This window comes from Deltaproteobacteria bacterium (genome assembly GCA_022340465.1).
GTDB lineage: Bacteria > Desulfobacterota > Desulfobacteria > Desulfobacterales > B30-G6 > JAJDNW01.
The window spans coordinates 16656-31065 of the sequence record JAJDNW010000160.1; the positions used below are offsets into that span (position 1 = coordinate 16656).

The 14410-nt window shown below is 54.2% G+C and carries 13 protein-coding genes; 2 read left to right on the forward strand and 11 right to left on the reverse strand.

Annotated features, from left to right (window positions below):
• Nucleotides 1-173 precede the first annotated feature (173 nt).
• From LJE94_19340 to LJE94_19365, 6 genes are all read right to left on the reverse strand, one after another.
• Nucleotides 174-1133, reverse strand: a complete 960-nt coding sequence (locus LJE94_19340; GenBank protein ID MCG6912253.1) for a ParB N-terminal domain-containing protein — start codon at nt 1131-1133, stop codon at nt 174-176.
• 4 nt (nt 1134-1137) lie between these two features.
• Nucleotides 1138-2022 (reverse strand): phosphoribosylaminoimidazolesuccinocarboxamide synthase, encoded by an 885-nt coding sequence (locus tag LJE94_19345; GenBank protein MCG6912254.1) that lies wholly within the window; start codon nt 2020-2022, stop codon nt 1138-1140.
• A gap of 72 nt (nt 2023-2094) precedes the next feature.
• Nucleotides 2095-2436, reverse strand: coding sequence for a PilZ domain-containing protein (locus LJE94_19350; GenBank protein MCG6912255.1), 342 nt, complete (start codon nt 2434-2436; stop codon nt 2095-2097).
• 74 nt (nt 2437-2510) lie between these two features.
• Complete coding sequence (locus LJE94_19355) at nt 2511-3677, reverse strand: cyclic nucleotide-binding domain-containing protein (protein MCG6912256.1); 1167 nt, start codon at nt 3675-3677, stop codon at nt 2511-2513.
• Nucleotides 3678-3683: 6 nt separating this feature from the next.
• The gene (locus tag LJE94_19360; GenBank protein ID MCG6912257.1) at nt 3684-4298 is read right to left on the reverse strand and encodes a GTPase domain-containing protein; all 615 of its coding nucleotides are present in this window, start codon (nt 4296-4298) and stop codon (nt 3684-3686) included.
• Between the two features lie 110 nt (nt 4299-4408).
• On the reverse strand, nt 4409-5314 hold the full coding sequence (locus tag LJE94_19365) for a hypothetical protein (protein MCG6912258.1): 906 nt from the start codon (nt 5312-5314) through the stop codon (nt 4409-4411).
• 200 nt (nt 5315-5514) lie between these two features.
• Between LJE94_19365 and mdh the strand changes: the two genes are divergently transcribed.
• Nucleotides 5515-6447 carry a malate dehydrogenase gene (gene mdh / locus LJE94_19370; protein MCG6912259.1) on the forward strand — a complete coding sequence of 311 codons (933 nt, stop codon included), beginning with the start codon at nt 5515-5517 and terminating at the stop codon, nt 6445-6447.
• Between the two features lie 40 nt (nt 6448-6487).
• On the opposite strand, the gene uvrC is transcribed toward mdh, so the two are convergent.
• The 5 genes from uvrC to LJE94_19395 all read right to left on the reverse strand — a co-directional run bounded on the left by uvrC (nt 6488) and on the right by LJE94_19395 (nt 13760).
• Nucleotides 6488-8326, reverse strand: a complete 1839-nt coding sequence (gene uvrC / locus LJE94_19375; GenBank protein MCG6912260.1) for an excinuclease ABC subunit UvrC — start codon at nt 8324-8326, stop codon at nt 6488-6490.
• A gap of 173 nt (nt 8327-8499) precedes the next feature.
• Nucleotides 8500-10500, reverse strand: coding sequence for an excinuclease ABC subunit UvrB (uvrB, locus tag LJE94_19380; GenBank protein MCG6912261.1), 2001 nt, complete (start codon nt 10498-10500; stop codon nt 8500-8502).
• A 150-nt stretch (nt 10501-10650) separates the two neighbouring features.
• A complete protein-coding gene (gene cysS, locus LJE94_19385; protein ID MCG6912262.1) occupies nt 10651-12099 on the reverse strand; it encodes a cysteine--tRNA ligase in 1449 nt (482 codons plus the stop codon).
• Between the two features lie 101 nt (nt 12100-12200).
• Complete coding sequence (ispF, locus tag LJE94_19390; protein ID MCG6912263.1) at nt 12201-12713, reverse strand: 2-C-methyl-D-erythritol 2,4-cyclodiphosphate synthase; 513 nt, start codon at nt 12711-12713, stop codon at nt 12201-12203.
• Between the two features lie 132 nt (nt 12714-12845).
• Entirely contained in the window at nt 12846-13760 is a 915-nt protein-coding gene (locus LJE94_19395) for an adenylate/guanylate cyclase domain-containing protein (protein MCG6912264.1), read from the reverse strand.
• A gap of 291 nt (nt 13761-14051) precedes the next feature.
• Here LJE94_19395 and LJE94_19400 point away from each other — a divergent pair.
• The coding region (locus tag LJE94_19400) for a hypothetical protein (GenBank protein ID MCG6912265.1) at nt 14052-14410 on the forward strand (359 nt) is incomplete at its 3' end.

Here is a 14410-nt window from a genome sequence, read left to right on the forward strand (position 1 = left end):
CTATAATTGATATTATCTGTTTGTCAAGTAATATTGCATTCAAAACATAATAGACAATAATTCTTTTATTTGGATTATTCTGATCGATATCGCGCTTTGAAAAATAAACCCGCCACCTGCCAATCCAGTGTTGAAAGGGAATCTATATATGGCAAATGCTCTAAGGCTTTGTTTTATTGTTTTAAAATTTTTTTCAGGGAAGGATTTTCGAGCGTACGTTCAAGGGAACCGATGCATGCGCGCATGTCCGCCATGGTGCTAACACGCAGCTTAAAGAGATACTCGCCGGACTCGAAACCGGCCGGCGCCTGAAGGCGTATGTTGTCACCGAGGCTCAGGGTTCTGGTCGTCTCGAGGAACTGTTTTTCCGCAAGGCTCAACCGGGGATAGCGTTTGGTTCTGAAGTGGTTTCTCACTTTCTGCAACCGCAGGTTCCGGTCCTCATCACTGGCGGTGATCAGCTCCTGCAGCCGCGGGTCCTGCAACAGGCCGTACACATCGATGTCGTCCCTGGCGGAAATTTCTCTGAGGTTGGCCAGAATCTCGCGTTGCGTGCTCTGGCTGCAATGAAGATCCACAAAGAGCGTCGCCAGGGTGGCTCCCGTGTCGCGACCGAGGCTGTCCAGTTCCAGGGCGCATGTCAGGGTAACCACGCCCTTGAGGACAGCTTCCTGAATGGGATCGGCCATCTGGCAAATGCCGGCGACTTTAGCGGCCATGGACGGGTTCATCGGCAAACCGAGTTTTCTGCAAACCTCTCCAAACCTGCGTTCGTCCTGAATATGATGTCGCAAGAGACGCAGCGCGCGTGACGACTCGACGAGATTGAGCGGACGCTGGCCGGTATTGTCGGCAACAGCTATTTCCGCCAGGCGCCCGGGCGGCGTATCGGCATGCATGCACCGGGCGGCGATGCGCTGCATCTTCAGGAGGCGGCAGGCCTCCACACGTCTGAATCCGGCTACGACGATGTATCGCTCCCTGCCACTCGGGGCGATAAGGGGCGCGTTCAAAAGCCCCGTGACACCAATGGAGGCGGCAAGGGGCTCGATTTTTCGTGCGGTGGTAATGCGGTAAGTGCTGTCGCGGACATCGATACAGGCGAGATCGGCGTCGATCGTTTTCCAGTCCATGCTTTTATCTGCCTGTCAGCTGGGTCAACGCTTCTCGATATTTTTTAATGGTGTTATCGATGACATTATCAGGCAGTGAAGGCGCCGGCGGATTCCTGTCCCATTCGATGGAAAGCAGGTAGTCTCGCAGGTACTGTTTGTCATAGCTTTTCTGAGGGCCGCCCGGAGCGTATTCATCCTTGGGCCAGAACCTGGATGAATCCGGCGTGAGCACCTCGTCGATGAGAATCAGTTCGCCGTCTATCAGGCCGAATTCAAACTTCGTGTCCGCAATGATAATACCCTTTTCGTCGGCCATTGCCGCGCCCTTTTTGTAGATGTCGATGCTGAGTCTTTTGACGCGCTCGGCCATGTCTCCGCCTACCAGTTCGGCAGCGGCCGCAAAATCGATATTGATGTCATGCTGGCCCAGCTCCTCCTTGGTGGACGGCGTGAATATCGGCTCCGGAAGCCTGTCCGATTCAGTCAGGCCTTCGGGAAGCTTTATGCCGCAGATGTCTCCGTTTTCCCGGTAGGATTTCCAGCCGGATCCGCTGATGTATCCACGAACGACACACTCGATGGGCAGCGGTTCGGCCTTGCGGACGATCATGCTCCTTTCAAACAGATCCTCGGCATAGGGCCGGCACTCAGCAGGGTACGCTTCGACGTCACTGGAGACGAGATGGTTGTCGATCAGGGGCCGCATGGCTTCGAACCAGAACAGGGATATCTGGGTCAGCACCTTGCCTTTTCCGGGCACGGGATTCGGCATGATGACATCAAAAGCCGAAATCCTGTCCGACATGACCATCAACAGGGTGTCTCCGAGATCGTACATATCTCTCACTTTGCCTCTTTTCACTAACTTCAAGTCCGGGAAATCCGTTTCCATTAAAGCAGGTTCCATTGCTACCTCTTTTTTGTTCATGCTTGCCCGATTGGCGCAGGGGGTATCGACCGTGTTCACGATAAAGCTGGTTTATTTTTCAAAATCCTCGATAAATTTCTGCAGGGCCTCCAATTCGGCAGTCTGAATTTCTAAAAATTCAATACCTGTTTCATAGCTGCCTTCCTCGTTCCGTTTCGAGTATACGGTCGTGCCTTTAAGGTCGACAAGTTCCTCTTCCATGCCGATGGTAAGGGAAACGACGGTCTTGGGATCGAGGGGAGCGTGGGTTTCCAGCAGAATGCCGGATTCGGACACGTTCAACGTTCTGCCCATGCCCTGGGCAAACGCTTCACCTTCCTCGTCAAGGCAGACATAATTCAACAGGTTTGTCGAATCTATGCGTTTGTACTTTCTGTTCTCTTCCATTTGCATGGCCCTTTCGCCTTCCAAAGAAATGTTTGCCGAAAAAGATGTTGACGTCCACCCTCGATTGAGCGGACCCGTTGTCAGCCCTTGGACTGCATCCTTTGAGCGACACCCGTTGTTACCGATATGCACGTGGCCACATTCTCGATAATGTTCTTGAATGTGCTTGAAATACTTTCGTATTCCGCCTGGCATTCGTCCGCATCGACGGACACCACCTTGAGATCCTTGGAAGCCAGAACGGCCGCCTTTCCCGGTTCATGTCCCATATCGATAAAGGGGAAAGCGCCGAAATAATCGTCCCGGCCGAGGCTGACAAGCGGCAGGTAACGGTCATTGTCCTGCTGAACGATGTTGACAATTCCCCGCTGTATCCGGAACAACCTGTTTTCCACATCGCCCTGGCGCATGACCTTTTGCCTGTCTTTGATAAACGCCTCTATGTCGATGCCCTTGTTGTGGTACGCCACCACCCGGTTGGTAACCTGCTTCAAACGTTTGTCCAGGCTCATAATGATCGCACGAAATTCGGGCGACATCCTGGCGTATTCCTGGGACAAACGCTGGGAATCGAGAACACCCAGCTGGACGTTTCCCACGGATCGTGCCGAGGCATTGCGCGCATGATCTTTGACCAGGAAGGAGGACAAACTGCCCACGAAGGAACCGTTGCTGACCCGGATAATGCTCAGCGGTCCTTTGGGGGTCTCTTTGATGATTTCTATGACACCCTCGAGGATGACCCAGATCCAGTTGCCGTGTTTGCCCTCCTCGATGATGGTCTCTCCATCGTAGAAACCTTCCTCGTCGACCACGTACGTGTAATCGACCATGGGGCCACTGATCCTGGGCAAGCCGCTGTCGTCAATGATTTCCCCCTGGCTGTCCCCCCTGGAGGTTTCCTGTCCCAGTCGCACGATGTCGCCGTCGTCAAGCATTTTAAGGCTGTCGAGAATGATCCCCATGCGGCTGCGGTTGATCGCCTTTTCTACGGAAATGCGTTCTTCGCTGAACTCGAATTCTCCTTCCGTCCAGCCGAACAGCGAGTAGAGACCGTCAAGTCCGGCCAGCACACCGGCGGACGCATTGATGGGGTTGCCTTTTTCAATATAAACGACTCCCGGTTCCGGTGAATACGGGCTGTGGATCCTGAGGATACCGGAACTGCCGTTGCTGCCCAGCAGCTGCATGATATCACCAAGATTGAGAAATTTGAGATTGCCTTTGAGAACGGTGGTGTTTTCCATGGAAAATTATTGGGCCCATTTCAATTCTTTTTGAAGTGATTTCAGCGTAAGTTTCATACACTCTTTGAGGGCTACGCCCACACCGTCGCCTTTCAAGGCGCTGCCGGGAAATGAAGGAACCTTCAGCTGCCTGTTGAGGTCAAGATCCATCTTTTCGACAGGCATGATCGGTATTCCCTGGTCACCCAGGTCGCGTTTATTGTACTGCAGGACCAGCGGCACCTTGAATATGTTCAGCCCGTATTCCTTCAGATTTCCCTGCAGGTCCTTCAGGGAAATCATATTTTTTTCACGCCGCACTTCCAGGGAATCCGCCACAAAAACAACGCCGTCGACGCCTCTGAGCACCAGTTTTCGCGTCGAGCTGTATTGCACCTGCCCGGGAACGGTGTAGAGTTGGACCTTGATTTCACACCCTTTGATTTTGCCAAGCCCCATGGGCAGGAAGTCGAAGAAAAGGGTCCGGTCGCCCTCGGTGTTGATGGACACCATTTCACCGGTGACCTGTTTTCTGAATGTTTTGAATATATACTCAAGATTGGTGGTCTTTCCACCGCGGCCCGGACCGTAGTAGACAATCTTGCACTCTATCTCGCGTTTTTTCAAATTGAATATAGCCATTCAGCCTGACCCCGCTTGAAAAATTTTATTAATCTCTGGAACCCGTCGCTTTCGGAGCCGTTGTCTTTGCCCGGAAAAAACGCCGGATGAGCAATGACCTGTCCCTCCGATCAGGTATTTGTAATCTTAATGTCAAGGCAGAAATCTCCCTGCTTCGGACCCGACTTTATCTCCGACTTGGCGACCACGACCCCCGAACCGTTGAAAATGGCAATGGGAGAATAAAACTGCAACTCTTCGAATTTGCTGTTAACCTTCAAATCCTCGATCAACTGGCCGTCCTTTTTTGAGATAATGAAACTGAGCAGGTTGCCCGACTGGAAATTGACATCGAATTCGATGACCTTCCCCTTGCCCGGTCCGCTTTCGAAGAGAATGCCGATGGAACTGATGTCGATAAATTCCTCCGGCTCCGTCTCGGTGACGGTTTCGGCAGGCTGACTGACAACGGTCAGCGTTCTTTTCAACCCCTTTTTTTCCATCAACTGCTCGAGGAATGTGCGCAGCTTTTCCAACTCTTCCGGCGTAAAGCCATCCCCACGCGCCCATTCTTCGTATGTATCGGCGGCGGCATCTTCCGAAGAACGGGCGATATGGCACCGCAGGATATTTTTTGCAGCCTCAAGGCGCTGGGGCGCATTGGACAACAGCTTGTTGAGTTCAATCAGTGCGCGTTCAAACTGTCCGAATTTCGCCAGGGCCAGAGCGCCTTCCAGTTCGGCTTCCCCTTCGCTGTCCTCTTTTGAAAAAGCAAAAAGTTTTTGGATCAAGTCCTGGGCCTTGGCGGAGAGTTCCGGTGAGGAAGGACCCCTTTCGACTTTTTGTGTATCCGCTTCCAGCAGGTTGATCTTTCTCATGATCCCCGCCAGAATTTTATCTCTGTTCTTTATTTTCGGGTTGTTGCGAATCAGGCTCGATGCTTCGTCGTATTTCATCCTGGCTTCGCTCAGCAGGCCTTGGCCCTGGTACAGTTCGGCTTCCTGCAGAAGTCGCTTGATGTTTTCCTTGTCACCCATCGTCTTCCCCGGAAATGCTATTCAGATAATGAATTGGTTATAGCAGGCTTTCTACCCATAAACTATTCCTCTATCGTGTTTTCATATAAAAAGTCAATATTTGTTGACACCAAAACACATTATGTTACTACTCAGCGAGGATTTAACCTCGACCGGCGCCCATACGGCGCATAGACAAACAAGCAATTAAGGAGATTGGCATGGATAAAAAAGTTTCCGTTGTTGGTGCTGGAAATGTGGGAGCGACTGTCGCCCAACGGCTGGCTGAAAAAGAACTGTGCGATGTTGTTCTGGTGGATATCGTCGAAGGTGTTCCCCAGGGAAAGGCGCTGGACCTTACCGAGGCTGCTCCCGTGGAGAAGCATGACGCCAAGTTGACCGGCACCAATGGGTACGACGAAACCGCCGGTTCCGATATCGTCATCATTACCGCCGGCATACCGAGAAAACCGGGAATGAGCAGAGACGACCTGATCAGTACCAACGCCGGCATTATGAAATCCGTCACCAAAGAAATTGCCGCCCGTTCACCGGAAGCCGTTCTCATTGTCGTCAGCAACCCCCTGGATGCCATGTGCCACGTGGCTTATGAAGCCAGCGGGTTCCCCAAGAACAGGGTGATCGGCATGGCCGGTGTACTGGATTCCGCCCGTTTCAGAGCGTTTATCGCCATGGAACTGAATGTGTCGGTCGAAAATACGCATGCCTTCGTTCTGGGCGGACATGGCGACACCATGGTGCCCCTGCCGCGTTACTCGACGGTCGCCGGCATCCCCATCACGGAACTGATGCCGGAAGAGCGAATCAAAGCCCTGGTGGAGAGAACCGCCAACGGGGGGGCCGAAATCGTCGGCCTGCTTAAGACAGGCAGCGCCTATTACGCGCCGGCATCCGCCGCGGTCGAAATGGCGGAATCCATTCTGAAAGACAAGAAGAAAATTCTTCCCTGTGCCGCCTATCTTGACGGCCAATACGGCTTCAAGGACCTTTTTATCGGTGTACCCGTAAAGCTTGGCAGCAGGGGCGTCGAAGATATCATCGAAATCGAACTGACCGAGGAGGAAAAAGCCGCCTTGAAAAAGTCGGCCGATGCGGTACAGGGTCTCAAGGAAGATCTTAAGAAACTATCCTAAAATAATAACCTTTCCCTGCCTTTTTCAAGGCCGGGAAAGGTTATTTTGAAAGCCTCTCTTTCACGTTACGGGCCACTTTCCCGGGGACGCCGGGAACGCCTGCGATTTCCTCCAGGCTGGCCTCCCGGATGCCTTGCACCGAGCCGAAGCGGCGCAGCAGCAGGCGCTTGCGTTGTCTGCCCACGCCCTCGATGTCGTCCAGGACGGACGCCATGAAGTCCCTTCCGCGGCGCCTACGGTGGAAACCGATGGCAAAACGGTGGGCTTCATCCCGTATTTTCTGCAGAAAAAGCAATGCGTCGCGGTCCTGCCTGAAAACGACCGGGTTCATGCGCCCGGGCTTGTAAATTTTATCGACCGTCTCCCCCCGGTCCCTGTCCATTTTGGCGATGCCGATGACATCGAAAGCCCCCGCCAACCCCAGGCCGCCGAGGACGTCAACGGCGATGTTGAGCTGCCCTTTCCCGCCGTCTACCATCAACAGGTCCGGAAACGGGTCCCGGCTCGTACTGCCTGTGAACCGCCGGGTGAGCACCTCCGCCATGTAGGCATAGTCGTCGTTCCGTTTGGGGGTCTTGATCTTGAATGAACGGTAATTCCGTTTCGACGGTTGACCCTTATTGAAAACAACCATTCCCGACACGGGCGCGTCTCCGTAAATGCTTGAGTTGTCGAAACATTCAATGCGGTCGGGGAAATGTCTCAGACCGAGGCGTTGCTGAAGTCGGGCGAGAATATCCTGCTCCGCAACGGCGGCATTCAGGAAATCCGCCAGTTTCGCGGCTGCATTCTCCCCGGCCAGTTGCATCAACCGCCGTTTTTCGCCTCTCAGGGGGCAGTGGACCGTCACCTTTCCGCCCCTGAGCCCGCCGAGCATCGCTGCGACCGAGTTATCCTTTTCCAGCGGACACGAGATCAGCACTTCGGGTGGGATGTAATGGGCCCTCTGGTAATACTGCCCGATGAAGGTTTCCAGCACTTCCGGCTCGGTGGACACGGTTTCTTCGAATTCGAAATGCCTTCCCCCCAGGATAACCCCCCCGCGAACGAAGAGCAGCATGATGACGAATGTTCCTTCACCCTCGCAGACGGCGATCACGTCCCTGTCCTTCAGGTCGGTGGAAACGATGGCCTGTTTTTCCAGCGTTTTTTCAAGAGCGAATATTTTGTCGCGCAAAACCGCCGCTTCCTCGAAGCGCCGTTCACGGGCAGCGCACGCCATATCTTCCTTCAACCTTCGGACCAGGTCGGGTGTTCTTCCGTTCAGAAAAAGAACGACCTCATCCACCAGGTTTTTATAACGAATCTTAGAGACCTGCATGCAGCAGGGCGCCATGCAGGCCTGCATTTGAAAATGGAGGCAGGGGCGGTGCCTGATGTTGAACTCTTTGTCTTTGCATTTCCGGAGCATGAAGGTCCGATTGACGATTTTAAGCGTCTGGCGTACCGCACCGGCAGAAGCGTATGGCCCGAAATATTTTGCGCCGTCCCTGTTTATGCGACGCACGATCTGGAGGTTGGGATAGGGATGCTGCAGGTTCAAACGCAGCAGCGGATAGCGTTTGTCGTCCTTCAAGACGACATTGTAGCGCGGTTTGTACCTTCTGATCAGGTTGGCTTCGAGGATGAGCGCCTCTTTCTCCGTTGCCGTCACCACTGTTTCGAACGAGGCGATGTTGTCCACGAGGGCCCGCGTTTTGGGGTCGCTCGGCCCCGACTTCCTGAAATAGGCGGGCAGCCGCTTTCTCAGATTGGCGGCTTTGCCCACATACAGTACCCGGTTGCCCGCATTCTTCATGAGATAGACGCCCGGGCGCCGGGGGACTTGCCGCAGCAGATCCTGAATTGTGTCGCTGAGCGTGTCTTGATCGTCTGTCATGAAATGTCGATTCCTTCCTTATCAAGAAGACCGGAAGGCGAGACGGTTTTAAACAACCCGCTATTATTCTGACCAATTAACTTTCTCACCGCTTCCAATGTAGTGCAGGGATTTATCCCTGCCGCTTCTCCGACACCAGTCCGCCGGCTACCGGCCGCAAATTCTAACCTTTTTTACCTTCTGATCTTCTTCCCCGCTTGCCGAAGCTCCGCGATGCGGTCTCTCAGCAAAGCGGCGCGCTCGAAGGCCAGCGCCGCCGCCGCCGCCGCCATCTCCTTTTCCAGTGCCTCGACAATGCCCTCCACGTCGTCGAGGTCTTCATAAATCGTCTTCGGTTCCGCCACCTTGTCGACCGTTACGTAGTCGGCTTCGTAAACGGATTCGAAAATTTCGGACACCTCTTTCTTGATGGTTTCCGGCGTTATGTCGTGGCGGATGTTGTAGGCCTGCTGAATTTGGCGCCGCCGTTTGGTTTCATCGATGGCGAGCTGCATGGAAGGGGTAATGTCATCGGCGTACATGATCACCGTGCCGTTCACGTTTCTGGCCGCTCTGCCGCAGGTCTGCACCAGCGACCTCGTGGAGCGCAGGAAACCTTCCTTGTCGGCGTCCAGGATCGCTACCAGCGACACCTCCGGGATGTCCAGACCTTCCCGCAGCAAATTGATGCCGATGAGCACATCGAACTCACCGTTGCGCAGATCCCTGATAATTTCCATGCGCTCCATGGTGTTGATGTCGGCATGCAGATACCGGACCTTTACGGCCAGATCGGCATAGTATTCACAAAGGTCTTCGGCCATACGTTTGGTAAGCGTCGTCACCAGGACCCTTTCCCCGGCGCGCTCCCGGCCGCGTATCTCGTTCAGGAGATCGTCCACCTGGCTTGCCGCCTTGCGAACCTGGATTTCCGGGTCGAGGAGGCCTGTCGGACGAACGATCTGCTCGACCACGGCCACCCCTCTTCTGCCCAGTTCGTAATCGGCGGGAGTTGCCGAAACGTACACCACCTGCTGCATGCGCGCCTCGATCTCTTCAAACTTGAGCGGACGGTTGTCGAGTGCGGAAGGGAGGCGAAAGCCGTATTCCACCAGCGTCTGTTTCCGTGAGCGGTCACCCTTGTACATAGCACGCAACTGGGGCACGGCAATGTGACTCTCATCGATGAATATGAGAAATTTGCCGCTGAAGTAATCCATCAGCGTGGGGGGGGGGTCCCCGGGCAGGCGACCCGTGAAGTGGCGTGAATAGTTCTCTATTCCATTGCAGTAGCCGATCTCCTGCAGCATCTCGAGATCGAAATTCGTGCGCTCTTCTATGCGTTGCGCTTCGATCAGTTTACGGTTTTCGCGAAAAAGGGCGACGCGTTCCTTGAGCTCCTCCAGGATAGTGCCTACGGCACGCCGGCGCGTTCTGGCCTGGGAAACGTAGTGGCTTGCCGGAAATAGCACCATGCGTTTCAGATGCCTTTTCAAGCTGCCTTTCAGCGCGTCGATTTCCGCTATCGATTCCACCAGATCACCGAAAAAATCGACACGCAGGGCCCTGTTTTCCTCATAGGCGGGAAAGATTTCCACCCGGTCGCCCCTTACCCTGAACGTTCCGCGGTGAAAATCAATGTCGTTTCTTTCATACTGCATGGCGACAAGGTCGCCCAGCAGCTTTTCGCGAACCAGCTCCGAACCTTCCTCGATTTCCACGCGCATGGAAAGATAGTCCTCGGGCTCTCCCAGTCCGAAAATGCAGGAAACGCTGGCAACCACGATGACGTCCTGCCGGGTGAGCACCGAACGGGTGGCCGAGTGCCTCAGCTTGTCGATCATTTCGTTGATGGATGAATCTTTCTGGATATACGTGTCGCTGGATGGAATGTAGGCCTCGGGCTGGTAATAGTCGTAGTACGACACGAAAAACTCGACCGCATTTTCGGGAAATAACAATTTGAACTCGTTGTACAACTGTGCCGCCAGGGTTTTGTTGGGCGCGATGACGAGCGTCGGCAGGTTCACCCGGCTGATGACCTGAGCCATGGAAAAGGTCTTGCCCGAACCGGTTACGCCAAGGAGCACCTGGCACCGTTTTCCATTATGAATGTTGCGGCTGAGCTTGTCGATGGCTTGCGGCTGATCGCCCTGCGGCGTAAAATCGGAAACAATTTTAAAAGCGGACGGCATATGCGGGTCGGTTTTCTCCGGCGGCAAATTTAAACCTAAATTGAGCGATTTTCAGGTTTGCCGCAGATGCAAGGAAAATGTTGTTTCGCTAAATTTGAAACGCTCAACGTAGGTTAAAAACAGATGGCTGCGCCCCGTGGGCGCAGGCATCTATTTTTCGACTTTCCAGACGGCACCGTCGGGGCGGTCTTCGACAACCACGTTCATGGCCGCAAGGCGGTCGCGGATTTCATCGGCTTTGGGCCAGTTTTTTTCACGGCGGGCGGCCGCACGTTCACGAATCAGTTCCTCGACCAGGCCGGCATCGATGGACTGGTCTTCCAGCTGTTCCGTTTTCCTCGCAGCGAAATAGTCATCCGGCCGCTGATTCAGAATACCCATCACCCAGCCCATTTTTTCGATGGCGTGCCTGATACCCTTCAGGCTTGCGGCCCCCAATTCTCCCTTTCCCCCATCATCATCATCCATCAGGCGGTTGGCCTGGCGTACGGCTTCGAAAATGACGGCAAAGGCTTTGGCCGTGTTGAAATCGTCCTGCATGGCCCCACAAAACTGCTGCCAGAGTTCATCAGCCAGGGCAGCGTCTTCATTCGCCCCCCCACTCTCCCCGATTCGCTTTTCCATGCGCTGCAGTGACGCATAGATCCGTTCGAGGGCCGTCGTCGACTCCTCCAGGGCCCCGTCGCTGAAATCGATGGGCTTGCGGTACTGCTTGGAGAGAAGAAACAGCCTTACCGCCTCGGGGTGGAACGCTTTCAGCACATCCTTTACCATCAGGAAGTTACCCAGGGACTTGGACATCTTTTCCTGGTTGATGTTGACAAAACCGTTGTGGATCCAGTATCGGGCAAAGATATTTCCGGTCACACTTTCCGACTGTGCGATTTCGTTCTCATGGTGGGGAAAAACCAGATCCTTGCCGCCCCCGTGAATGTCGAACGAATGCCCCAGGTATTTGGAGCTCATGGCCGAGCATTCGATATGCCACCCCGGGCGCCCCCTGCCCCATGGACTTTCCCAGGCAGGCTCCCCCGGCTTGGCCGATTTCCAGAGAGCGAAATCGAACGGGTTGTGCTTGCGCTCGTCCACGTCGACGCGCGCCCCCGCCTCCATGTCCTCCAGGCTGCGTCCCGAAAGCTTGCCGTATGCTTCGAAAGAATCCACGGCAAAGTACACATCGCCGTCGGCGACGTAGGCGGCTCCCTTTTTCAAAAGCCTGACGACGAAGTCGACGATCTCCTGCATGTGATCGGTAACCCGGGGTTCAACGGTTGGACGTCTGACATGGAGTTTCTGCATATCCATTTGAAATTCTTTTATAAATCTGTCGGCAAGTTCCAGGGGTGAAACCCCCAGTTCATTGGCGCGATTGATTATTTTGTCATCCACGTCCGTGAAATTGCGAACGTAGGTGACCGCTTTGCCGGCGGACTCCAGAAACCTGACGATGACGTCGAACACGACAAAGGCCCGCGCATGACCGATGTGGCAGGAATCGTAAACCGTGGGGCCGCAAACGTACATCAGCACTTTTCCCGGCTCGATGGTTTCGAAAAGCTCCTTTTTTCTGGTAAGCGTGTTGTAAATGAACAGGTCCATACTTCTTCCCTCTTCACAAATGCGATGTGGCCCGAATGACAGGAAGCAAGGATGCTTGTACCGGGCGTCCCGGCCTCCAAGCCTCCCAGCATATTCGCCTTTTATTCTTGTTTCAATCGACCCCTGGAATCCTCTGACCCTTGAAGGCTTTCCACCAGCACGACGCACATGGCGGCGATCCCCAATCCCTTTCCGGTGAAGCCGAGCCCCTCGGTTGTGGTGGCTTTGACATTGACGCACCCGCTGCCAATATTCAGGGCGGAGGCGATATTATCCCTTATTTCCATACGGAACGGATCCATGCGAGGCGCCTCGGCAAACAGCGTTGCATCGACGTTGATCACAAGAAAACCGTTCTTATGTACCAGGTCGACGATTTTTTCAAGGAATTTCATGCTGAAAGCATCTTTACTGGCGGGATCGTTGTCCGGGAACATCCGGCCGATGTCGCCGCCACCTACCGCACCGAGCATGGCATCGCACAGTGCGTGCACCAGTACGTCGGCATCCGAGTGTCCTAACAATCCCTTTTCAAAAGGAATTTCGATACCGCCGATGACGAGTTTTCTTCCGTAGACCAATCGATGCACGTCGAAGCCACTGCCGATTTTCATTTTTTTCCCTGCATTCCACGAATGGGTTTATAGGTTCGTGTCATTTGTTCCAGAATTTAATCCTCGTTGAGGGTTGCCCCAAGGCTGCAACGTTGGGGTTTATATGCGCACGCGACCCCGGAAGCGTTTCCCTCAGTCCCCGACGATATTGTACACCTCCAAGGGGCGAAACTTGCCCTTGGCCTTTATCGGCGCCAGTTTCTGCGTTTCAAAGTCACCGACGACATGGGCGTGCGTCGTTTCGGATACGATGATTTCGCCGGGTTTGGCGGCCGCACAGAGCCGCGCTGCGGTGTTGACCGTGTCCCCCACGACGGAATAGCTCATGGTTTGAGACGACCCGATGTATCCCGCCACCACCTTGCCCGTGTTGATGCCGATGCCGATGCGGATTTCCCTCTCCCCGCCGGAGGCACGCCGCCGATTGAATGCGACCAAGGCGCGTCGAATATCGACGGCGGCCCTTACGGCCCTGGCAGGGTCGTCATCGTGAGAAACAGGGGCCCCCCATATGACCATGATAGCGTCACCGATGAACTTGTCCACCGTGCCTTCATGGTTAAAAACGATGTCAACCACCTTTTCGTAATATTCATTCAGCATCTGAAGCACCGCCGCGGCCGTGATGTTTTCGCTCATGGAGGTAAAATCCCGAATGTCGACAAACATGACGGTGGCGACCCGGTTGGTCCCCCCCTTTTCGACGGTAAGTTCCCCGGAGACGACCATTTCCGCGAGGTCCGGGGACAGAAGGCGCTGAAACCTTTCCCGTGTGGCGGTTTCCCGGCGGCTCTTTTCTTCGGCTCGTTTTCGCTCGTTGATGGTGAACTGCGAATGGGAGCCAAAAATGGCAAACAGGCAAATGACGATGATCCGGGGCCAGATCTGCGCCGTTTCCGTGCCGAAAAGGCGGCTGGTCATGCTCATGTCATAGGACGTAAAAATGGAAAGCAGCGTGTCCAGTATCCAGTACACGGCAGCCAGCCCGAAGCCGATAAGCACCATTTTGTCGGTCAGCCCCACGCGAAACGTGCGATTCTTTTCCAAAATGATTCTCCTTGTGGTTAAAACCCGGGTGGAGCGCTTCGCATTCAATACAACCAAAATTAAAACTGTTTTTCAAGCTCATTCGCAAGTCCGGGTCTTGACCGCCCGGTGCGCGCCCACCGATCCGGAGAGTGGTTGCCGTACGGATTACCGGCTCTTTCGGGCCGATAATTCTTGACAAAACCGGTTATTTATGAATAAATACCTTCTGTCATATATATATAGTCCAAAGTTATATATTTATACACCAACCTGTAATAATTATATGATTCAAAAAAGTGGGGTTCTGCCTTGGCCGGGAAAGATGAAATTTCTTCAACCGAGAAGTTGCTGGACCTGATCCGGGAGGATTCGGGCGGTAGACAATCACCGACTGACATGCCGACATCCGATGAGAAGAAGTCGGCTGCCACACCCCATGCATCCGGGGCACCCGATATGCCGGCGAGTGATGCCCCGGAGTCGGAGGACGCAATGGAGGAAAGCAGGCCCGCCCCGCTCTTCTCTAACGTCATTCCCATGCGAAAGAGGACAACCGTCGGCGTTGACATCGGCTATACGGAAATCAAGATGGCCATGATCAACACGGTTTCCGAGCGCAGGCATGAACTGCTCGACTTTACCACGATTCCATTTCCCGAGGGGATTGC